Source organism: Gimesia benthica, assembly GCF_009720525.1.
Classification (GTDB): Bacteria; Planctomycetota; Planctomycetia; order Planctomycetales; family Planctomycetaceae; genus Gimesia; species Gimesia benthica.
In genome coordinates this window covers 2,701,020-2,721,920 of record NZ_CP043930.1, presented here as the reverse complement: position 1 = coordinate 2,721,920, position 20,901 = coordinate 2,701,020, and the positions used below count along the sequence as shown (strand labels likewise).

At 53.9% G+C, this 20,901-nt stretch carries 19 protein-coding genes; 17 read left to right on the top strand and 2 right to left on the bottom strand.

Annotated features, from left to right (window positions below; translation table 11 throughout):
- The first annotated feature begins 3 nt into the window (after positions 1-3).
- The 4 genes from F1728_RS10290 to F1728_RS10275 all read left to right on the top strand — a co-directional run bounded on the left by F1728_RS10290 (position 4) and on the right by F1728_RS10275 (position 4,054).
- Positions 4-843 (top strand): amidohydrolase family protein, encoded by an 840-nt coding sequence (locus tag F1728_RS10290; protein WP_145439101.1) that lies wholly within the window; start codon positions 4-6, stop codon positions 841-843.
- A gap of 24 nt (positions 844-867) precedes the next feature.
- The gene (locus F1728_RS10285) at positions 868-1,983 is read left to right on the top strand and encodes a D-TA family PLP-dependent enzyme (RefSeq protein WP_155364022.1); all 1,116 of its coding nucleotides are present in this window, start codon (positions 868-870) and stop codon (positions 1,981-1,983) included.
- Positions 1,984-2,064: 81 nt separating this feature from the next.
- Positions 2,065-2,949, top strand: coding sequence for an RAD55 family ATPase (locus F1728_RS10280; protein WP_155364021.1), 885 nt, complete (start codon positions 2,065-2,067; stop codon positions 2,947-2,949).
- 241 nt (positions 2,950-3,190) lie between these two features.
- Positions 3,191-4,054 (top strand): HDOD domain-containing protein, encoded by an 864-nt coding sequence (locus F1728_RS10275; RefSeq protein WP_155364020.1) that lies wholly within the window; start codon positions 3,191-3,193, stop codon positions 4,052-4,054.
- Positions 4,055-4,171: 117 nt separating this feature from the next.
- Here F1728_RS10275 and F1728_RS10270 read toward each other — a convergent pair whose 3' ends face one another.
- Positions 4,172-4,831 (bottom strand): hypothetical protein, encoded by a 660-nt coding sequence (locus F1728_RS10270; RefSeq protein ID WP_155364019.1) that lies wholly within the window; start codon positions 4,829-4,831, stop codon positions 4,172-4,174.
- 412 nt (positions 4,832-5,243) lie between these two features.
- Here F1728_RS10270 and csrA point away from each other — a divergent pair, with 412 nt between their 5' ends.
- The 13 genes from csrA to mgtE all read left to right on the top strand — a co-directional run bounded on the left by csrA (position 5,244) and on the right by mgtE (position 18,942).
- A complete protein-coding gene (gene csrA, locus F1728_RS10265; protein ID WP_155364018.1) occupies positions 5,244-5,444 on the top strand; it encodes a carbon storage regulator CsrA in 201 nt (66 codons plus the stop codon).
- 448 nt (positions 5,445-5,892) lie between these two features.
- Positions 5,893-6,666, top strand: a complete 774-nt coding sequence (locus F1728_RS10260; protein WP_155364017.1) for a flagellar hook-basal body protein — start codon at positions 5,893-5,895, stop codon at positions 6,664-6,666.
- Positions 6,667-6,737: 71 nt separating this feature from the next.
- Entirely contained in the window at positions 6,738-7,538 is an 801-nt protein-coding gene (gene flgG, locus F1728_RS10255; RefSeq protein ID WP_155364016.1) for a flagellar basal-body rod protein FlgG, read from the top strand.
- A 43-nt stretch (positions 7,539-7,581) separates the two neighbouring features.
- Positions 7,582-8,721: a flagellar basal body P-ring formation chaperone FlgA gene (flgA, locus tag F1728_RS10250; protein WP_155364015.1), complete on the top strand. Its 1,140-nt coding sequence runs from the start codon at positions 7,582-7,584 to the stop codon at positions 8,719-8,721.
- Complete coding sequence (locus F1728_RS10245; protein WP_155364014.1) at positions 8,718-9,635, top strand: flagellar basal body L-ring protein FlgH; 918 nt, start codon at positions 8,718-8,720, stop codon at positions 9,633-9,635. The genes flgA and F1728_RS10245 overlap by 4 nt, the downstream gene beginning before the upstream one ends.
- A 38-nt stretch (positions 9,636-9,673) precedes the next feature.
- Positions 9,674-10,759: a flagellar basal body P-ring protein FlgI gene (locus tag F1728_RS10240; protein ID WP_155364013.1), complete on the top strand. Its 1,086-nt coding sequence runs from the start codon at positions 9,674-9,676 to the stop codon at positions 10,757-10,759.
- 45 nt (positions 10,760-10,804) lie between these two features.
- Positions 10,805-11,179, top strand: coding sequence for a rod-binding protein (locus F1728_RS10235; protein WP_155364012.1), 375 nt, complete (start codon positions 10,805-10,807; stop codon positions 11,177-11,179).
- A 138-nt stretch (positions 11,180-11,317) separates the two neighbouring features.
- Positions 11,318-11,845, top strand: coding sequence for a flagellar export chaperone FlgN (gene flgN / locus F1728_RS10230; protein WP_145036904.1), 528 nt, complete (start codon positions 11,318-11,320; stop codon positions 11,843-11,845).
- Between the two features lie 95 nt (positions 11,846-11,940).
- Positions 11,941-13,617, top strand: a complete 1,677-nt coding sequence (gene flgK, locus F1728_RS10225; RefSeq protein ID WP_155364011.1) for a flagellar hook-associated protein FlgK — start codon at positions 11,941-11,943, stop codon at positions 13,615-13,617.
- Between the two features lie 68 nt (positions 13,618-13,685).
- Positions 13,686-15,947 (top strand): flagellar hook-associated protein FlgL, encoded by a 2,262-nt coding sequence (gene flgL, locus F1728_RS10220; protein ID WP_155364010.1) that lies wholly within the window; start codon positions 13,686-13,688, stop codon positions 15,945-15,947.
- Positions 15,948-16,245: 298 nt separating this feature from the next.
- Complete coding sequence (gene rplM / locus F1728_RS10215) at positions 16,246-16,713, top strand: 50S ribosomal protein L13 (RefSeq protein WP_145193687.1); 468 nt, start codon at positions 16,246-16,248, stop codon at positions 16,711-16,713.
- Positions 16,714-16,785: 72 nt separating this feature from the next.
- Positions 16,786-17,391, top strand: coding sequence for a 30S ribosomal protein S9 (rpsI, locus tag F1728_RS32550; protein ID WP_350193566.1), 606 nt, complete (start codon positions 16,786-16,788; stop codon positions 17,389-17,391).
- Positions 17,392-17,595: 204 nt separating this feature from the next.
- Positions 17,596-18,942 (top strand): magnesium transporter, encoded by a 1,347-nt coding sequence (gene mgtE / locus F1728_RS10205; protein ID WP_155364009.1) that lies wholly within the window; start codon positions 17,596-17,598, stop codon positions 18,940-18,942.
- A gap of 25 nt (positions 18,943-18,967) precedes the next feature.
- Here the strand turns inward: mgtE and F1728_RS10200 are convergent, their stop codons facing one another.
- Complete coding sequence (locus F1728_RS10200) at positions 18,968-20,806, bottom strand: MutS-related protein (RefSeq protein WP_155364008.1); 1,839 nt, start codon at positions 20,804-20,806, stop codon at positions 18,968-18,970.
- Positions 20,807-20,901 lie beyond the last annotated feature (95 nt).

Genomic DNA, 20,901 nt, shown 5'->3' with positions numbered 1-20,901 from the left:
GCTATGGAATATATCGACGCACATTCGCATGTCTGGACTCCTGACGTCAAAAAATACCCCCTGGCTCCCGGGTATAAGGTCGCGGATATGCAGCCTCCCAGTTTTACTGCGGAAGAGCTGCAGGCTGAGATGATGCCGGTCGGTGTGAACCGGGTCGTGCTGATCCAGATGTCCTTCTATGGTTTTGACAACAGCTACATGCTGGATTGCATGGCCAAGTATCCGGGAATGTTTTCCGGTGTGGCTGTGATCGACCAGAAGGGGGACAACCCGACGCCAAAGATGCTGGACCTCAAGAAAAAGGGAGTCCGGGGCTTCCGGATTGCACCGAAGACGAAGAAGGTCGACGAGTGGCTGGACGGTGCGTGCATGGAAGAGATGTGGACGACCGGTGCAAAAGAAGGCATGGCCATGTGCTGCCTGATGAATCCCAACGGGCTGCCCGCACTGGATAAAATGTGTCAAAAGCATCGCGACACGACCGTGGTGATCGACCACCTGGCACGGATCGGCGTGACGGGTAAGATTGAGCCTGAAGAAGTCGACGCGTTGTGTAAGATGGCTAAGCATCCCAACGTTTATGTCAAAGTTTCTGCCTTTTATGCCCTGGGCAAGAAGCAGATGCCCTACCATGATCTGGCGCCACTCATTAAAAAGGTGTATCAGGCCTTTGGTGCCAAACGCCTGATGTGGGCTACCGACTGCCCTTACCAGGTGCAGGGACCCCATACTTACAAGGCGTCGATCGATCTGATCAAGAACGGACTGCCGTTCCTGTCGGATGACGACAAATCATGGATTCTGGAAAAGACCGCTGAACATGTCTTTTTCCAGGGCATTTAACAGAAACGTGAATCGGGTTTGCTCATGGATGCATGCTATCAGATAGAGGATACCAGTCAGATTATCTCTCCCGGGATGATCATTTTTAAAGATCTTGTGGAAGAGAATTTAAAGCAGATGATCGCACTGGTGGGGAACCCCGACCGGCTGCGACCGCATTGCAAGACCCATAAGATGCGGGAAGTCATCGAGCTGGAACTCTCGCTGGGCATCAAGAAGCACAAGGCGGCGACCTTTGCTGAAGCGGAGATGCTGGCCGAGACCGGTGTCAAAGACATCTGCCTGGCATACAATCTGGTAGGACCGAATATCGCGCGGGCCATTGAGTTCCGCAAACGCTGGCCCGATGTGGCGCTACAGGTAACCGCCGATCATCCTACCCCCATCGAACAGCTGGGAACCGCGATGACCGAAGCGGGACTCGAAATCGAAGTTCTGCTCGATCTGAATACCGGGCAGAACCGGACCGGGATTGTACCCGGAGACGCAGCGGTAGAACTTTACCAGTTGATTGCGAATACTCCCGGTCTGATTCCCGCGGGCCTGCACGTTTATGACGGTCAGAATCACCAGGTCGATTTCCATGAGCGAGAGGTCGCCGTCAAAGAGGTCTGGCATCATGTTTCCAAACTGCGTGATCAACTGCTGCTCGAGGGATTGAAAGTCCCCCGGATTGTCGCGGGTGCGACCGGTTCGTTTCCAATCTTCGCCAGTATTGATGATCCCGCGATTGAAGTCTGTCCCGGAACCTGTGTGTTTCACGACGTCGGGTACGGCGAACTATTTCCAGATCTGAAATTCAAACCGGCGGCGATGGTTCTGACACGTGTGATCAGTCGGCCTGGCCCTGATCGGGTTACGTTTGACCTGGGTTATAAAGCGATTGCTTCGGATCCCGCGATGGAAGGCCGCTGTCGGTTCCCCGATTTACCCGATGCCAAACCAGTACTGCAGAATGAAGAGCATCTGGTTGTATTGACTGAACGGGCAGGAGAGTTTCAGCCGGGTGACGAGCTGCTGGCCATTCCCCGACACGTCTGTCCGACCTCGGCCCTGCACAAATCGGTAACGGTTGTCAGCGGCGGCAAAGTGGTCGGTCAGTGGAATGTGGCTGCCCGGGATCGCTTCATCACCGTTTAAGATGCACTGAGGTCGTGCTTTCTTGCGAACGAATCTATACCCCTGGAGGCGAACCGCCTCTGCCTGTCAACGAGTCGAATTATGTCTGAACTGCGCCAACAAACGGGAATTCCGGAACTGGATGAAATGCTGTCGGGGGGATTATTGCCCGGAAAGCTGACAGTAGTTCTGGGGGCGACCGGCATTGGAAAAACGCAACTGGGGCTGCAGTATGCTCAGGCAGGACTCGCCCAGGAAGGGGAGACCGGCATTCTGTTCGATATGGCGACCCGCGGCGATTCACAAAGTCACGAGGATTATGCAGAGCGTCTGTTTCAATGGAAACTACGGGAGCAACTCGTCGATGAGGTCTTCGATCTGGAACAGATCTGGGAGCGGGAACAGGCGCGCAAAGATTATCAGCATCTCTTCCGCCAAAGTGGCCGCCGGGTGACCCGCCGGGATATGGAGCTGGATGAGTGGAAGGAATGGAAGCTGGAATTTGTCAAAAAGCTGGATGCTGCAATCGCGTATTTCTATGCCAATTTTGTGCATGGTGTCCGGCGTACAGTGATTGACGGGATCGAACCGACCGAACGGCCCAGTGATTCCTTCCAGTTCCATGCCTTCGAATACGTCTACCATCAGATCCTGCGCAAAGAATACGACTGGGTGGCCCGTGATCTGTTTCGGGCACAGTTTCGCAGTCAGCAGGAGCAGATTGAAGCACATCGTTACGACTGCCAGCAGATCGGCTGCCTGTTGCTGTTAACCACGCATGAGGTAATGCTGGATGACCTGATTCAGCGTCCCATCGAAAGTGGTGACGTCCTGTCCAATGCCAATACGATCATCCTGATGGGAAAGATCCGGGAAGGCAACCGGATGAGCCGTGCATTACACATCGCGAAACATCGTGGCAGTGCCGTCGATGAATCCCTGATCCCTTACGAAATCAGGGAAACCGGCCTGGAGCTGCTACGCTGAAACCAGGCGGCCTGAAATTCGGACCTTGAGGAGGGATTTCTCTGGACTCAAGGTTCTGGCCATTCTCATTATAAAACTGCTGACCGTTACGACTGGAAGAGTCCCTGCCAAGAATCCAAAAATCGGTTCGTACGCTCCAGTTTCTGCCGTTCCCCGCTGCTCTCAAAGATAGATTTCAACGAGGTTCCCCTGAAGGGGCAGAACATATATAGAGAGCCTGAGAACAGAGAGAAGGACGGTCATGTTAGTTGATAATTGTTTAGACCCGGGCGATCTTGCAGACGCCTTTGTTCAACGTCTGGATCGATTACATTCCGCACCCAAGGTCGCACAGCAGGTGCTGCAGCTGACCCGCGATCCTGAGAGCCGGATCGATGATATTGTAAACTGTATCGAACACGATCCGGGACTGGCTGCCAAAATTCTGCAGGTAGTCAATTCAGCCAAGTACGGTGTATCGCGTCGGATTACGAGCATCAAGCATGCAGTGTCCTACCTGGGAAAAGATACCATCCGGATGTTAACGGTCAGCTTCTCCATGGTGGAGTCACTGACTAAACGGAGTAAGGGACGAATCTTCGCCGATTACTGGCAGCGTGCTTTGACGATTGCCTCGATTTCGGCTCATCTGGCAGACCATCATAAATGTCTTAAGAAAGATGAAACCTACACTGCCGGCCTGCTGGCGGATGTGGGGATTCTCGTGTTTTCTCAGGTTGAGCGGGAACAGTACAGCCTGATTTATGAAAGCTATCCGCACGGCGAAGCGCTGGTCAAAGGCGAACGTCAGTTCTTTGGATTTGACCATGCTCTGTTGGGCGCACGCCTGATGGATTTCTGGGATCTCCCGCATGAAATGGTTGTGGCGATTGAACATCACCATGATACCGGTCAGCACGGTTGTCCATTGGGAATGGCGCTCCGGACGGGAAGTCTCTTAGCTGGCTCCTTATGGAACCGGAATTCAGAAGAATTCGCCGAAGCCGAAGATCTGCTGATCACTTTCTTTGACTTTGAAGAACCACAAATCGAACAGATGATCGAAGAATGCCGAGCAGATATTGCTGAAAGTGCCGAGTTCTTCGGTGTGAATCTCGAAGGCTGAATGCACTGAAAACTTTGTGTCTTTAGTTCTGAATCGATATTGAAATGACAAAGCCCCGCACGCTGAAAAGTGTGCGGGGCTTTTTATATCGTTGATCATACCAGGATTGATAGAAGACTATTTACGTCTGCCTTTGGGATTGTTCTCTGCCTGGTATGTTTCCTGGATCACCTGCAGCAGCTCTGTCTGGGTGTAGATCATGTCTGTCGGCTGGTTGAAGCCCTTTCCGGTCTTGGTCTGGGAGAGGTATTTTCCCAAGTTCTTGCCCCCTTGGGTTGTGGTCATGTATTCAATCATCGTGTAACCGCCGGGGGAGTCGATGAACTCTTTGATCCGTCGTTTGCCATAAGGCATCTTCAGCAGATGATCGAGGCGATCGTAGCCGCCTGGCATCTTCGCGATTTTACGCATGAATTTGACGCCTTTGGGAGTACTCAGCTGCGATGCAAGAAAATCGCTATTGGTATGCATCCGACTCAGAATCACTTTTTCCGCTTTGACCTTCCAGCCAGCCTGCTGCAGTTCCCGAAACAGAGGTTTGACGTCATTGCTGGTCAGCAGATCACCGGACTCATACCCTTTGCGATTTGTGAAATACTCCCGGGCAATGCTCATGACTTCTGAGAGCTTCGGAAGTTTTTTGGGAGGCATGGCGTCGTCAGGAATCACTTCGGGCAGTGCGGTGCCCTTTGGAGGGTCTGCAGCCTGAAGTGTGGGTGGAATGCACAGACCTGCTAATATGAGTGCGGTCAGGTAAGACCTTGGAACGAGTAGCATGGGACTTTCCCCCCTGGGTAGTTGACTGAATAAGTAGTATTGAGCCTCTGATTGCGTTACCTGCATATATCGACCATTGGCCTGACTGGCTCGCAGTCAGGTTTGTGTATCGATCTACTGCAAGTTTACCACACTGCTGCAAAATGCTTCACTTTTGTGCCAAAATAGTGAAGCATTTTGCGTGACTCTCAGGGCATGTTAAAGGGGGTGGAATAGGGTTAGTGCGGTGTCGTGTCGCATCATTCAGTAAACTTTAAGGGTTATGATAAATATTTTAAAAATTTCGATTTTTCTGCAAACTGGAACTTTGTTTGCTGCGTATAATCTCTAGAGATGGATGTAACTCTTTCACTCTACTGAGTAGGGCTTGGTTAGATTTATCAAAGGAATGAACTTAAGAAAGGAGTCCACTATGTTAGTGCTCACAAGACGCAAGGATGAAGAGATTGTGATTAACGACAATATCTCGATCAAAGTGCTGTCAGTAAAGGGGAATCGAGTACGTCTGGGGGTTGAAGCACCTGATGATGTTCAGGTGAATCGCGCTGAAATTCGTAAGCTGGTCACCCAGTTTGAAGTCGAATGTGAACCCCTGCAGAGCTGTGGTTTATAATTGATCGCAATGATCGCTGATTGATCAGGCGCTGGTTGCTGAAGAGCCACTATGGTTGTTAATTGATCTGGCGGAGAATTCTGGACCTTCCAGGTCAGTTTACAACGGACCGATGCTATTATATTTCTCTCGTGGGAGCAGTATCTTTTTTGTTCTCCATGTTCTCTATATGCCTTGGTTTGACAGCAGCCAACTGATCATCTTTTAGAGACGGTTCTAGTGCCCAGACATTCATCGGCCAGACATTGATTAGGGCATGCCGGCACATACGCGAGTCCGAATTACTTGCAGATGTGAAAATAGGAGAAATAAACTCTTTTTTCCGATTATATTAAAGATACCTGTTAGCGAGTTCCGATAGATAGACGGGGGGAAGTGTCTATCGAAACTCGTTGACATCGTTACTGTCTATTTATTCAGATGGCGGCGGTTCATAACAGGTATCTAAATGATTTACGGCATGTACCTCTCAGCACAAGGCGCTGATGCAAATTCAGTGCGAATGGATGTGCTGGCTAACAATATGGCGAATGCGAATACGACTTCATTCAAGCGTGATATACCCATTTTTCGCATGAACCCGCCTGCCGACGAGAAACAGGCTCCCCTGGCGCCTCTTCCCGGAGATCTGCAAAACCACAGTGGTGGTATCACTCTGGAAGTGATGACGACCAATTTCGAAAACGGGGCCATGATCTCGACCGAAAGCGATTTTGACCTGGCCTTAAAAGGGCAGGGTTTCTTCCAGGTCGGCAATTCTCAAAACTCCTATCTGACTCGCAACGGGTCCCTTTCTCTGGACAGTAAGCGCCGCGTTGTGACTGCCGATCAGGGGCTGCCTCTGCTGAATACCAACGGCCAGGAAATTACACTGCCCGTCGATGCCGTTCGCATGGAAATTTCTCCCGATGGTCTAGTGACTCCCTTTGACGCCCAAGGACAGGCGCTGGGAACCCGGGGACAGATTGCGATCGTGATGCCATCGTCGCTTAACGAACTCGTCAAAATGGGAAACAGCCTCTACACCACTGAAGGTCGTGTTTCCGAGGCCAAAGGGCCGGTCACGATCGAACAGGGGTTTCTGGAAGCGTCCGGCACCAACTCCATCGAGGAGATGATGGAACTGGTGACATCTACCCGGATGTTCGAGTCTAACATCAACATGATCAAACTGCAGGATGACTCCCTGGGCCGTCTGATACAAAGCATGCCCCGCAGATAGAAATCAAACAATCAAAGACAATTTTAGCTCTGTAATCCGTTACAGAACTTGAGGAAGTAAGGAGACAACCGATGGCAATCAGAGCCCTGTATTCCAGTGCGACGGGAATGGCAGCGAACAGCTTCAATCTCGATACCATTGCCAACAATCTGGCCAACGCGGGTACCACTGCTTACAAGCAGAACCGCGCGAATTTTGAAGACATCTTCTACGAGCATTTCAAACTGCCCGGTGTGCAGGACAACCAGGGAAACATCACCCCCACTGGCACCGACCTTGGTATTGGTGTTCGCGTTCAGAGCACGGAAGGTGATTTCAGTCAGGGATCAATCGTGCCTTCGAACGGACTTTATGACCTGGCCATCGTGGGAGACGGCTTCTTCCAGGTGAACGACGGCACCCAGGATCTCTACACGCGGGCCGGAAACTTCACACTCAACGCAAACGGTAACCTGGTCATGGCCTCCGCGGACAAGGGTTATCTTCTGCAGCCGAACATTTCGATTCCCCAGGATGCGATTAACGTGACGGTTTCCGGGGATGGTGTCGTGAGTTATCAGCAGCAGGGATCCACACAGATTCAGATCGCCGGCAACATTCAGATTGCCCGCTTCATCAATAACCAGGGTCTGCTGCGTCAGGGAGACAACCTGTATACCGAAACGACCGGCTCCGGTAACGCACAGATCGGTAACCCGGGGACAGAAGGACGCGGCCAGTTACGACAGGGTTTCCTGGAACAGTCGAATGTGGAACCCGTACGGGAACTGGTCGAACTGATTAAAACACAGCGCAACTTTGAGTTGAACAGTCAGGTGGTACAGGCAGCCGACCAGACACTGCAGACCGTTACGAATCTGCGTCGTTTCTAAGCTGACTCTCTGACCGACAAACCATAGAAATTTGAAATCTGTAATGAATCGTATCTGGGCCAAATCCGTTTTAAGTCTGTTGCTGACAGCCTGCTGTCTGAGCCACACGTGTGATGTGCGGGCTGAGATTCTGCGGCTGAAGGCGACCGCGGTCGTGAATTCGTCCGTGGTACGTCTGGGCGATGTGGCTGACGTGCTGAACGCGGATGAAGCGGAAGCCGCCCGTATGCAGGCGATGATCCTGCAGCCTGCACCGGCGCAGGGGCGCACCCAGGTTATCACGGTTTCACAAATCCGCAGTCGCCTGCAGGCACTGGGCGTTGACTTGAGCCGGCTGGAGTTAACAGGACGCAGCCAGATCCGTGTCAGTTCTGAAAGCCCGCGGGAAGAGCCCCAGGTTAAGAAGGTCGCGACACAGCAGGAGTTGCAGCAGACTGAAGAAAAAGTCCAGCAGGCACTCCAGAACTGGATCAGCCGGACTGCTCCCCAGGCCAGCCATTTTACGGTCTCGGTCCGATTGCAGCCGGCAGACGTGCCTGTGGTACGTGAAACCCGGGCCGATGGCTTTTACTTTTCACAGCTGGATCTGAACCGTCAGACCGAGCAACCTGTTCTGCTACAGTTGAAAGATGCTCAGGGTATGGTCCGACAGGTGCGGGTGGTTTGTCAGATCCAACGAGTGCCGGAAATTCTGGCAGCCAAATACACATTAAATCGGGGTACAGTGGTTCGCGCCGACGACCTGGTCTGGATGCGACCCGAAAAAGATCAGAAAGGGATCAGCGATCCGCGGCAGGTAATTGGCCGCGAACTGACCCGCACTGTCTATCAGACGCAGCCGATGCGAACCGAAGACCTGATCGAAGTCCCCCTGGTACGTGATGGTGCGATCGTAACCGTGTATGCCCGACGGGGCGGCATTTCTGTCCGCCGCGAAATGCGGGCACGCGGTGATGGTTCCATGGGGGATCAGATCACACTGATCGCTCTGGAAGGCCGCGATCGTTTGACGGCGACGGTGACCGGTTACAACCAGACCGAAGTGAATTACCGTCCGTCCAGCCAGATGCCCCAGTCGACGGGAATCCAGTTCATCTCCGGTACGACCGAGTCAGCTGGTCCCTCGCGAGGCGGTCAGGTGCAGACCGTATACGAAATTCAAAGAGGGGGGAGGTCCAAATGAAGTCACTCAGAGGAATCAGTGTGCGAACCTGCCAGCGAAGAAGAAAGCTGGCAGTATTACGGGAGGCGATTTCCCTGGGATGTATCGTATTGTTTTGTTCGAGCGTCGTGCGGGCACAGGGTCCAGCTGTGCAGAACACCGCGCAGGCCAATCAGAGCACTGCAATACGATCCACCCAGGGTACTTCCGAACTGAGTAACATCGAAGCATTGCGTCAGAAGGCAGACAAACCCGTCACGCCGCCGGAACGTCTGGCCGCCCGTATGAATCAGTTTGAATACTCATCCGAGGCGATGGAAGTGACCGAGTCCCTGGCGAATACATTCGGGCAAGGTGACCTGTATACGCCCTCGCCCAAGCCACCACTGCTGCGTGATTATTCGCTGATCTACGTACCCGCGCCTGAGCCGATTGTTGTCAAGGTGCACGACATCATCACGATTATGGTAGATGAAAAATCAAGCGTGACCATCGATTCCCGTTTTAACCGGAACCGTACCGAAACTCTGAAAGCGGAACTCAAAGAGTTCATGCGAATTGATAACGCCGGAAACCTGGCACCCGCTGCCTTGAACAGTCCCAAGATTGACACGCAGTTGCAGGGACGCCTGCAGAGTACTGGTCAGGTGGCGGACCGCGAAGGGATTCAGTACCGCATCGCCGCGACCGTGGTTGATATTCGCCCGAATGGTAATCTGATCCTGGAAGCCCGCAAGAGCATTCGCAGTAATCGGGATGTCTGGGAATATCGGCTGACGGGAGAGATTCGCAGTAAAGATGTCAATCGCGACAATACAGCATTGAGTGAAAACATTGCGAACCTGGATATCGTCAAACACCAGCGCGGGAAAGTTTACCAGAGTACGAAGCGTCCCTGGGGCGTGGTGTTGTACGACTGGTTCTTCCCGTTTTAATTTTGAGTCTATTTGTTAAACGAATACGGAAATTCATCATGTCTGCCCGGTTCTTCCAATCTGTTATCGTCTGTCTGCTGTTCCTCGGAATGCTGACCTGTTCGCAACAGGAACTGCAGGCACGTACGCGCGTGGAGAATATCTGCAGCGTGTATGGCATGCGGGAGATTAAGCTCACAGGCATGGGGTTGGTAGTCGGGCTCGACGGGACGGGAGATGGGCCCAAGAATCTGCCGACGATCCGCAGCCTGGCCGCAGCACTCAAGCACTTAAATAATCCGGTGGTCGATCTCAAGGATCTGGCTGCCGCGAATAACGTGGCACTGGTCATGATTGAAGCCACGATTCCTGCCAGTGGAATTCGGAAAGGGCAGAAGCTGGATTGCTTCGTCAGTTCCATGTTGGGAGCTAAAAGTCTGCGGGGCGGTCGTCTGCTGGTCGCACCGGTAGCGACACCGGAAATCGGTAACGAAGTGTTCGCCGGTCTCTGTTCCGGAGCTGTGATTCTGGAAGACGAACTTTCACTGGCAACCGGGAAGATTATCAACGGCCTGGTGATGGAGCGGGACTTCGAACTTTCGTTTATCGATCGTCGGACCCGTTCGATTACGTTGCTTGTCGATAAGCGTCATGCAGGCTTTCACACTGCCAGTGAAGTCGCCCGTGTCATCAATGCCGAATTCAGTTTTGAAGCAGGGAACAGTCAACTGGCGATTGCCCAGGGGCCGGGCCGGGTGTTTATCCGGATTCCCCGTCAGTATATCGAATCACCGGTCGAGTTTATTGCAGCTGTGATGGAGGTCGGCATCGATCGTCCGCACCAGCAGGCCCGGGTGGTGGTCAATCCTAAATCACAAACCGTTGTCGTCACCGGCGAAGTCGAAATCAGCCCGGTGGTGATCTCACATAAGAATCTGACCGTAGGCATTGGTAATCCGGCCGAGGGGGGGCTGCCGGGAGGCTTTGTGCCGGTTAATGGACAGCCAGGTCAGCAGAATACGCAACGACTGCAGGAACTGGTCGAGGCGTTGAATCAGTTGCGCGTGCCTACCGAAGATGTGATCAGCATTATCCGCGAGTTGCATCGTTCCGGAAAACTGCACGCGGAATATGATGAACACTAAGAAGCCGGTATTTCATTCGAATCATTTTCACAAGGATCACCAGCCATGGCCCCCCTGTCTGGAATTCAAAACAACATTCAACAGAGTTCTCTGCTGACACCTGTCAGCCAGGCACCGTCGGAATTACAGCAGCCCGGTCAGAGTTCGCCGGAGTTGAAGGAAGCGTTCCAGAAATTCGTTGCGGGTACGTTCTATAAGCAGATGTTCAAAGCGCTGCGTTCTGCCCAGGGCAAGCCGGCTTATTTTCATGGTGGCCAGGCGGAAGAGATGTTTCAGTCTCAACTGGACCAGCAGATTTCTGAAGACCTGGCTTCGCAGGAAGGAAATGCGTTTTCCGACACGTTGTTCTCGTCATTTTCACGCCAGTTGAATGCGCAGTCGATGGAATCGATCAATGCCGTATCAGGCGTAACACTATAAAAGAACAGTCTTTATACCTGACGAGGGGATTCTGAATAAAACAGACGCGAGAGATAGAGCGATTGTGCCGATTATAACGATAGGCGATTTTCACCGTCCGAGGGGCGGATTATGTAAACCGGGAGAAAGGGGGCTCCCATGCATGCAGCACCAACTGCGCCGGTACCGGCGCAACATCAACAGCTATTGGGTAAACTGACCGGGATCCTGAATGATCTCGAACCCATTCAAAAGAAACTGCTCGAACTTTATGAGCAGAAGTCACAGGCGCTGAAACAGGTCGATCCGGAACGGATTGAACAGCTGGCCGTGATTGAAGAGCAGCTCACCAATACGCTGCAGTTCATTCTGCTGAGAAGGCAGCAACTGCTGCAGACCGCGGAGCAACTCGGTCTGCCCGCCGGTTCCCTGCAGGAACTGTTGCCTGGTCTGGGACTGGGGATTGAGGTCTCCGAACCGATCGCGGAACGGATTGAAGTCGTGCAGCAGCGGTCGCAGAAGCTCAGGCATGAAAGCTGGGTCCAGTGGATTGTGGCCCAACGTTCGTTTCAGCATTACTCGCAGATCCTGGAGCTGATTGCGCACGCAGGGAAAAAGACGCCGACGTACTCGGGCGGCCAGAATGAAAATGGTTCAGGGGGGGCGATCTTTGACGCATCGGCCTGATTGTGGCTGCCCGTTACGGGCGGACCAGGGCGATGGTTTAAGAACGCATTTATCATTACGGACATACTGCCATGGGACTTAATGCAGCATTATCAATGGCCAAGCAATCGATGGAGGTATTCAGTACCGGCATCCAGGTTGCGGGTCAGAATATCGCCAATGCGGGCACTCCCGGCTACATCCGTGAGAATCTGGTTCTTAATCCGTCCGATCCCTATCGACAGGGAGCGTTGATCAACGGGACGGGGGTGGAGATCTCCGGGATTCAGCAGCAGATCGATCTGTTCCTGGAAACCCGCATCCACTCAGCGAACACTGAATATTCTTCTATCAACGAACGCGACACGATTTACAAGCAGCTGGAAAGCGAGTTGCGCGAGCTCTCAGGTGGTGACCTGTCGACCGGTCTGAATGATTTTCTGGCCAAGTTGAACAACGCGGTGAATCAACCTGGCTCAATTCCGGACCGGGAGTTTGTGCTCAGTGAAGCTCAGAAGTTTGCGTCCGAGATCAGTTCGCTAAGATTGAGGATCAACGATCTGCGCGAGACCCAGTCGGTCAATGTGGAAAACCTCGTGAAAGAGGCCAACGAGCTGATCGACAAGATCGTGGACCTGAATCCGAAGATTTCGAAGCTTGAAGCTTCCGGGCTGTTGCAGAGTGATGCGGGCGCTCTGCGAACCGAGCGGTATAACGCGCTCAATCGACTTTCCGAACTGATCCCGGTGCGGTTTCGTGAACGCGCGGATGGTGCCATCGATGTGTTTACCGGTTCCGACTATCTGGTCCTGGCCGGCTCCTCTCAGAAGCTGACTGTCGAGACCGACACCGATAAAGGGGTTGTTGTCCAGGAAGTGTTTTTATCTCGGACTCATAGTAACATTTCCCGAACCGGGGGAGAGCTCAAGGGAATTATCGAAGGCCGCGATGACATCCTGGGGGGCTTTGTGGATCAGCTGGATACGTATGCATCCAACCTGATCTTTGAGTTCAACAAGATCCATTCTTCCGGAGAAGGGACTGCAGGCTTTGAACAGTTGACCTCCGCGTCCGCGGCGCTGGATCCTTCCGCCAATCTGAGTTCGGCGCTTTCGGGGCTGCCGTTCCAGGCGAGTCATGGCAGCTTCCAGATTAAAGTCACGAATAAGACCACGGGAATTACCAATACCACAACGATCAATGTCGACCTGGACGGAATTGGGGCAGACACAACGTTAAACAGTCTGGCCAGTGCGCTGAACGGCGTGGCGAATCTGAATTCGAGTGTGTCGACCGATGGTCGGCTGAATCTGAGTGCCGACTCCGATTATGAGTTCCGCTTCTCCAATGATACCAGTGGCGCCCTGGCGGCCATCGGCATCAATACGCTGTTCACGGGATCCGATTCCAGTGATATCGGAATCAACTCGGTTGTGAGAGATAACCAGCAGTTTCTGGCACTGGGACAGGGGGGCGGCCCTTCAGATGGCAGCAACGCGGTCGCGCTGGCTGCCTTTTCACAGCTGCCCATCGAGTCACTCGGGGGCATCACCCTCGACGAGTATTACGATAAAGTGGTATCCAGCATCGCCCAGTCATCCGCCTCTGAGGGCGCGCTGGCGGAAGGCGCTCAGACATTTCGGGATTCGCTTAAGAATCAGCGCGAACAGTACTCCGGAGTGAGTATCGATGAAGAGACCATCAACGTCATGAAGTTCCAGCGTGCGTTTCAGTCTGCCGCCCGACTGGTCAGCACCATCGACGAGCTCTTTACCATTTTATTACAGATTTAAACAGACACTATACCCGTGGCGGATTGTCAGAATTGCGTCTCGGAAATGAATGACGGATGCCGTGAATTATGAATATCGGTCCTTTATTACCAGGTCGACTGCCTTCGACGATGCTCTCTGAGCGGTTGAAGACATCGTTGAACAGCAACGCCCGGGAACTGTCGAATCTCCAGCAGCAGGTGGCCACCGGACAGAAATTTTCCCTGCTCAGTGAATCTCCTGCAGCGGCGCTGCGGACAATTATTCTCCAGTCCTCTCTGGAACGTCAGCTGCAGTACCAGACCAACATCAGTACCAACCAGAGCCTGCTCGCCATGAGTGAGACGGCGATGAACAGTGTGGGCGATGCACTCAATACCGCCAAGACGCTGGCTCTCTCAGGAGTCGGTTCGACGGTCTCCGACGCGGAACGCGTGGCACTTGCCGATCAGGTGGCAGCGCTGCGGACACAGGTCATCAACGCGGGCAATACCACGTTTCGCGGCCAATACCTTTTTTCCGGCAGCCTGACCAATGTCGCCCCCTTCCAGGAACTGGCCGACGGGCAGGTGGTCTATCATGGGGACGGTCATCAGGTTCAGTCCTACATCGATACACAGACCCTGCTCGCCAACAACTTCGATGGCATTTCGGCTTTTGCCGCCAGTAGTCCGGAAATCGGGAGTGACATCGATCCCGCCTTAACGTTACAGACCCGCATCGCCGACCTGCACAGCGGACGGGGGGCCAAACTGGGGTCGATCTCAGTGACGCTGGATAACGGGACGCCCGAAACTCAGACCATTGATCTTTCCAGGGTAGAGACCATTCAGGATCTCAAAACCGTGCTGGAGAATGCGTTTTCCGGTAGTCCGGTCACGCTGACGGTCGACATCGATCCTTCGAGTCAGAACGGACTGCGGTTAACTCCCTCTGCGGGAACCGTGGCCGTTTCCAATGTCTCTGGTTCGAATCTGGCGACGCAACTGGGGATTGCCAGTACCGCGGTAGCACAAATCAACGGAGGCGACCTCGATCCGGGGATCACCCTGCAGACCACGCTGGCTTCTCTGAACGGCGGCACCGGAATCGGTTCGACTGTCGGAACCGGACTTGTCATCAATAATGGCGGCGAGACTCACACTGTCGACCTGTCGACGGCGACCACGATTGAAGATGTCTTCAATCTGATTCGTACGGCTGATCCTAATCTCAACCTGGGAATCAATGAAGTCCGGAATGGCCTGGCGATTTCAAGTCGCATCAGTGGTGCGGACTTCTCGATTGGTGAGAATAACGGCGGATCCAATGCTGCGGGACTGGGGATTGCTACCTTTTCTGCCAGTACGCCTCTCTCGGAATTGAATTACGGGCGGGGCGTCGATGTTAATTCTTCTAACAAGCTGCAGATCAACCGGCGTGATGGAAGTACAATCAACATCGATCTGAGCGGTGCGACGACCGTGCAGGACGTGCTGGATAAGATCAACGATTTTGAGACGTTCGATGGTACCACGCCGCTGGCGGATCTGAATCTGGGGCAGGGCGTACCAGTCGGGGCGACCACTCTGGATATTACCCGACGGGACGGTTCCGTGGCGAATGTGAGTCTGGCCGGCGATGCGAGCGTGCAGGATGTGCTGGACTCGATCAACGCAGTGGATCCAGGAAATCTGGTTGCGAGTATCGACCCGGATACGAATGCGATTCGCATTACCGACAATTCGGGGACCGGGCCATTGAGTATCGCCAGCAATGCGGTTTCAGATGCCCTGGGGTTGGCGGTCAGTGAGACCGGGACCGATAACAGTGTGCCGCTACAGGGGAATTTCATTCCCATCAAGCTGCAGGCCACTCTGAATACGACGGGGAACGGCATTACCATTTATGATGCCTCAGGTTCTGGACCGCTGGAGATTCCGCCGATTGAGCTCGCGTATGCATTGGGGATCGATGGTACCGAATCAGGCAGTGACCCGCTGGTGGGGTTGCAGGGGAAAGAACCCAACCCGAAAGAAGCGACGGGGGTGATTAATCTGCTGTCCCGCCTGGAAACGTCATTGCGAAACAATGACAGTCAGGGAATTGAGCGGATCGGGGTGAAACTGGATGCCGAAATCAATCGCGTGAATGGCGTGCGATCGGAGATCGGGAACCGGTTAAGTATTCTCGAGGACGCCAGTGGTCGACTGCAGGATCAGGAAGTACAGATCAGGGAAGCCATTTCCCGGGATTTTGATACCGACCTGACGGAAGTGATTGTTGAGATCACCCAGCGCCAGACGGCCTTTCAGGCAAATCTTCAGGTAACCTCGCAGGCCTTGCAGCTGACGCTGCTCTCCTACCTCTGATCAGGGCTGACGGGAAGCGGATTTCGCGCCTGATGCCAGCCGGTACCGGTTTTCTCTCATTTTTTGCCTTCTGGCTCGGATTTTCCTCCTCGCTGAAGTTGAAGATCGCCTGCAAAAAGGTTACTGTTACCCGCTCCCTTGAGGTTGGTATGCGCTCCCTTTACCGGCGTAAACCGGCCTGCTACAGACTTTTTGAAGTCAATCTGAAGACGCCCTGATGTTGGGCGTTTTGATATAAGTCTATAATATTGTATCGTTTACGTTTGAGGAATAACCGGTGTCTACTACAAAATCTTTTATGGCGAATGCAAAGACTGTCGACCCTCAGTGGCTCGTTGTTGATGCAGATAACATGATTGTGGGACGGCTGGCTACCAAAATTGCTACCGTACTGATGGGCAAACACAAGCCAACTTATACTGCCCACGTTGATACCGGTGACTATGTCGTCGTCGTAAACTGTGATAAGATCAAGTTTACCGGCAAAGAGCTGGCCCACGATTCGCATCCCTACTTCTCCCGCAAAATGCAGGAAAAGAGCTACGCGAAGTACAGTGGTTACCCCAGCGGTCTGAAAAACGTGACTGCAGAGCAGAAACTGGAACGCGGACAGGCAACACAGGTTCTGTCAGAAGCCGTTCGTCGCATGTTGCCTAAAAACAAGCTGGGTCGTCAGATGCTGAAAAAGCTGAAGCTGTATTCCGGCCCGACTCACGATCATCAGGCTCAGCAGCCCCAGGAATGGCCTGAGTACCTGCTCCCGTAAGACACTGAGAGTAAAGACTCGATCTTCCCTTTATCCCTTTTCAGTAAAACAAGATAAGAGTAGTTGACCGTTATGGAAAATGAGACTCCAGAATCAGAAGTAACAGAAGAAACCACAGAACAGCAGACCCCGGTTGAAGCAGAAACAGCGACATCAGAGGATGCGACTGCCGAATCGATGACAGTCTCGTCTGGTGTTCCTGAGTTGACTCTGGGATCAGGTCTGGCCACTGAAACGGAAGAGGAAGATGTCGTCAAACCAGAGCCCGTCATCCGTGGCAAACTGGACAAGCATGGCGTCGCCATGGGAACCGGCCGTCGTAAGACCGCTGTCGCCCGCGTCCGCATCAAAGCTGGTTCCGGTAACCTGACCATCAACGGCGTTGGTCTGAATGATCACCTCAAGGTCGAACGTGACCGCCAGATGGTTGAAGCCCCCCTTAAAGCGACCGACACCTACGGTAAGGTTGATGTCTGGGTTCGCGTCAGCGGTGGTGGAACGACTGGTCAGACCGGTGCTATCGTTCTGGGTATCGCCCGTGCTCTGGAAGCTTACAACAACCAGCTCCACGAAGCTCTGAGTGCAGGACGCTTCCTGACTCGTGACAGCCGTATGGTTGAACGTAAGAAATTCGGATTCAAGAAAGCCCGCAAAAGCTTCCAGTTCTCAAAACGGTAAGCGACCTGCGAGCAACCAGGCAACGTTCCAATTACTTGCCTGTTAGAAGTCATCAACACCCTGACTGGCGTTCTCCGGTTAGGGTGTTTTTTTACAGAAAATGGACCGGCCGGTAGACAGGCAGGCGCTCTCATCCTGTCGCGGATCATCTTCGTAGCCGGTGCGGGCGTCTGATCAACATCACAATCAAAAGGAGCGTTCAGCATGTATGGGCGGTTATTGCTACCTGAGCTCCAGGTGATGCTGGATGAAAATGATAACGCAGGCATCAGGGAGTTCTGTGAAGCCCTCTATCCGGCTGTGACTGCCGAAATTCTGGCCGAGCTGGACAGCCGGGAAGTCTGGCGGGTCATCTCCTGTTGTGATTCTCAGAAGCAGGCTGAGATCTTCCAGTTCCTGTCACTGCCTCAGCAGATTGAAATCGTAGCGGTCATTGATCGGGGACCGCTGTCCAAGCTGATTGAGGAGATGGCGCCCGACGACCGTGTCGACCTGCTCTCGCGAATGGACGAAGAACACGTCGAAGAACTGCTGCCACTGATTGCCCAGGCCGAACGGAGTGATATTCGCAAGCTGCTCTCCTATCCGGAAGACAGTGCCGGCGCGATCATGACGACCGAGTATGCGTATTTGCCCGCGAACATCACCGTGGCCCAGGCCCTGGAGAAACTGAGGCAGCAGGCACCAGACAGTGAAATCATCTCCTACATTTATGTGGTCGATGAAGGCCGCAGACTGCAGGGGATTGTCTCGCTGCGGGAGCTGATCTTTGCCCGTCCGACGCGTCCCCTGTCTGAATTAATCAACCGGGATGTGATTTCGGTACGCGTTGATGATGACCAGGAATTTGTGGCACAACAGATGGCGAAGTTCGACTTCGTGGCGATTCCCGTAGTCGATAACCAGAACCAGCTGGTCGGGATTGTAACACACGATGACGCGATCGATATTATGCAGGAAGAGGCGACCGAGGATGCCTACCGTCTGGCTGCGGTCGAGCCACTTGAAGACAGTTATCTGTCAACGTCTCTGGTCACAGTCATTCGCAAGCGGATTGGCTGGCTGATCTTCCTGCTGGTCCCTTCGTTCCTGGCGGCCAAGGTGCTGGAACATTACGAGGCGGTGTCCGACAAGTTCGAATGGCTGGTGTTGTTTATTCCCCTGATCCTGGCCAGTGGTGGTAATGCGGGATCGCAGTCTGCCACGCTGATCATCCGGGCGATGGCACTGGAATCGAATATCCAGCGCGAAGAATTAAATGCGCTGTTAATGAAAGAGTTTAAGCTGGGCCTGCTGCTGGGAAGCATGCTGTCGTTGATCAGCTTTGGTATCTCGTGGGCCTTTACCGGTGCTCTGATGCAGGCGACGGTCGTCGGTCTGGCGGTCTTTCTGGTAGTTCTGATGGGAATCTCAGCTGGGGGAATGCTGCCCATGGGCTTTCGCAAACTGGGCATGGATCCGGCGCTGATGTCGAATCCGTTTATTACCGCCCTGGTGGATATTCTGGGGCTGATAATCTATTTCCAGGTGGCGATGTATATCGTCAGTTGAGCGGATGTGGTCAGCGGTTTGCAACTCAGGATTCGGGGTCGATTTCGACTTCTTTCAGCTGAATGCCCATCATCTTCATCAATTCCAGGGCATTGCTGTGCTCGACGACACCGGGACGCATGCGGTAGTCGAACGTCATTTTGCCGTCCACCAGCTGGTCCTCAAAGTGCACGTTGCGGGCCTTGTCGCCGAACAGGTCCGTGATTTCGGTTAACGCCAGGTCGTGAGTCGTTACGATGCCGATTCCGCCCCGTTCGATGAGCGTTTCAATCACGCTCTGGGCGCCGATCCGGCGATCATGTGAATTGGTTCCCTGCAGGATTTCATCGAGCAGAAACAGCACGGGTTCGGGAGCGTCCGCCAGGTGCACCACGGCTGACAGCCGGGCGACCGACTGGTAAAACAGCGAGGCTCCCTGCTGCAGCGAGTCCTGGACCCGCATCGCGGTTCCCGCCTGCATGGGTGAGACGCGAAGTGAGACGGCCCGCACCGGCGCTCCCGCCAGGGCGAGCACGAAGTTCGTACCCACGGTTCGCATCAGTGTGCTTTTGCCGGACATGTTCGAACCGCTGATCATCAGCAGGCGGTCCTGTGAATTCAGTGTGACATCGTTGCGAACGACCTGATGTTCGGGAATCAGGGGGTGTCCCAGGCTGGTTCCTTCGAAACAGGGACCAGCTGTCGGTTCCACGATTTCGGGGAACGGATCTGTGGGATGTTCATAGGCGTGGCCGGCCAGGGAGCAGAGGGCCTCAAATTCGCCGACCGCGGCCAGCCATTCGGGGCAGTGTGGTCCCACGCGTTTGAGCCAGCGTTCGATGGCGCTCAGGTAGTGAAACGGGATTCCCAGCAGAATCGTCAACGGCGCGGAGAACTGATTGCGGAAGCAGTTGTTCAAGCCTTGAATGTATCGTCTGAGCTGGGCGATGCTCTTTGAGGGAGGAACGCCGTCAGTCTGCAGTGCGGCGATAATTGCCTGGAGGTGCGGCGAATTAAATTCTCGCTGTTCAATCAAAGACAGAACATCGGAGAGCACCGGCAGCCCGTCGCGGACTTCGTCGGTCTGGCTCAGCAGTTCGCGGATCTGCGGACCCACAAAGAAGAGCAGGCAGACCTGAATGATGATGGCGACTACGATCGGGGCGATTCCGGTCCAGGAGAACAGCCAGCTGATGACTGACAGTGCGGCGAAGATCCCCGTGATCATCGAGGCCCACTGCAGGGGAGCGGGAATGGAGATCAGGGGCTGCCCGACCCAGTCGGCCAGGTGAGTCTGTTCGATTTCACTATGGGTTTCCGCTTCGAGCAGTTCTAACGTCTCGCGAAAATCGAGTTCGTTGCGGAGCTCTTCGACGGATTGCTGACGCGCGCGGATGACACTGGTCTCAGCCGGGCCAAGCAGCCAGCGGGCCAGCGTCTCTTCTCCCAGCTTCGTACGGGCGGCACAGATCAGCTGGAACAGAGAGCCTCGCCCTAACAGGTCCAGGTCGCCGGCGTACATGTGTTGCGGGTCGTAATATTCCTCTCCCGTGGGCCGGACATCAATCCACTTGTCGTCCAGGCGATCCAGGGCGGTTCGATAGTAGGCTTCCGCCAGCCGGGCCCGTTTGAGGCGGCGGATACAGCGGGCGTGCAGAATCACCAGTACAATGAAGGTAATCGCGGGCACAAAGAGCCACTGGGCGCTCAGGATTTCGCCCAGCGTGGAGGCCAGCAGGATTCCGACTGCTGCCAGAAAGACAAAGCCCCGCCATGTCGAATAGCGGTCGCTTTCCTTCACAAATGCCTGTACGTCCGCCGCACGACTGGCGAGCCGTTGTTCGTATTCGGTCCGGGGATTCTGCTGATTCTGGGGGGCTTGCATCGAGTTCGTAATCTTCTGAGAACGCTCTTCTGGTAAAGCTCACTTCTAACGGATTGACGGGTTCATTGCCAGCGTAAACAACGGTGAATTCTGAT

What these genes read in the sequence shown, in the direction of transcription:
- F1728_RS10290 (WP_145439101.1), top strand. Translation starts at nt 4, where the DNA reads ATGGAATATATCGACGCACATTCGCATGTCTGGACTCCTGACGTCAAA.
- F1728_RS10285 (WP_155364022.1), top strand. Translation starts at nt 868, where the DNA reads ATGGATGCATGCTATCAGATAGAGGATACCAGTCAGATTATCTCTCCC.
- F1728_RS10280 (WP_155364021.1), top strand. Translation starts at nt 2,065, where the DNA reads ATGTCTGAACTGCGCCAACAAACGGGAATTCCGGAACTGGATGAAATG.
- F1728_RS10275 (WP_155364020.1), top strand. Translation starts at nt 3,191, where the DNA reads ATGTTAGTTGATAATTGTTTAGACCCGGGCGATCTTGCAGACGCCTTT.
- F1728_RS10270 (WP_155364019.1), bottom strand. Translation starts at nt 4,831, where the DNA reads ATGCTACTCGTTCCAAGGTCTTACCTGACCGCACTCATATTAGCAGGT.
- csrA (WP_155364018.1), top strand. Translation starts at nt 5,244, where the DNA reads ATGTTAGTGCTCACAAGACGCAAGGATGAAGAGATTGTGATTAACGAC.
- F1728_RS10260 (WP_155364017.1), top strand. Translation starts at nt 5,893, where the DNA reads ATGATTTACGGCATGTACCTCTCAGCACAAGGCGCTGATGCAAATTCA.
- flgG (WP_155364016.1), top strand. Translation starts at nt 6,738, where the DNA reads ATGGCAATCAGAGCCCTGTATTCCAGTGCGACGGGAATGGCAGCGAAC.
- flgA (WP_155364015.1), top strand. Translation starts at nt 7,582, where the DNA reads ATGAATCGTATCTGGGCCAAATCCGTTTTAAGTCTGTTGCTGACAGCC.
- F1728_RS10245 (WP_155364014.1), top strand. Translation starts at nt 8,718, where the DNA reads ATGAAGTCACTCAGAGGAATCAGTGTGCGAACCTGCCAGCGAAGAAGA.
- F1728_RS10240 (WP_155364013.1), top strand. Translation starts at nt 9,674, where the DNA reads ATGTCTGCCCGGTTCTTCCAATCTGTTATCGTCTGTCTGCTGTTCCTC.
- F1728_RS10235 (WP_155364012.1), top strand. Translation starts at nt 10,805, where the DNA reads ATGGCCCCCCTGTCTGGAATTCAAAACAACATTCAACAGAGTTCTCTG.
- flgN (WP_145036904.1), top strand. Translation starts at nt 11,318, where the DNA reads ATGCATGCAGCACCAACTGCGCCGGTACCGGCGCAACATCAACAGCTA.
- flgK (WP_155364011.1), top strand. Translation starts at nt 11,941, where the DNA reads ATGGCCAAGCAATCGATGGAGGTATTCAGTACCGGCATCCAGGTTGCG.
- flgL (WP_155364010.1), top strand. Translation starts at nt 13,686, where the DNA reads ATGAATATCGGTCCTTTATTACCAGGTCGACTGCCTTCGACGATGCTC.
- rplM (WP_145193687.1), top strand. Translation starts at nt 16,246, where the DNA reads ATGGCGAATGCAAAGACTGTCGACCCTCAGTGGCTCGTTGTTGATGCA.
- rpsI (WP_350193566.1), top strand. Translation starts at nt 16,786, where the DNA reads ATGGAAAATGAGACTCCAGAATCAGAAGTAACAGAAGAAACCACAGAA.
- mgtE (WP_155364009.1), top strand. Translation starts at nt 17,596, where the DNA reads ATGTATGGGCGGTTATTGCTACCTGAGCTCCAGGTGATGCTGGATGAA.
- F1728_RS10200 (WP_155364008.1), bottom strand. Translation starts at nt 20,806, where the DNA reads ATGCAAGCCCCCCAGAATCAGCAGAATCCCCGGACCGAATACGAACAA.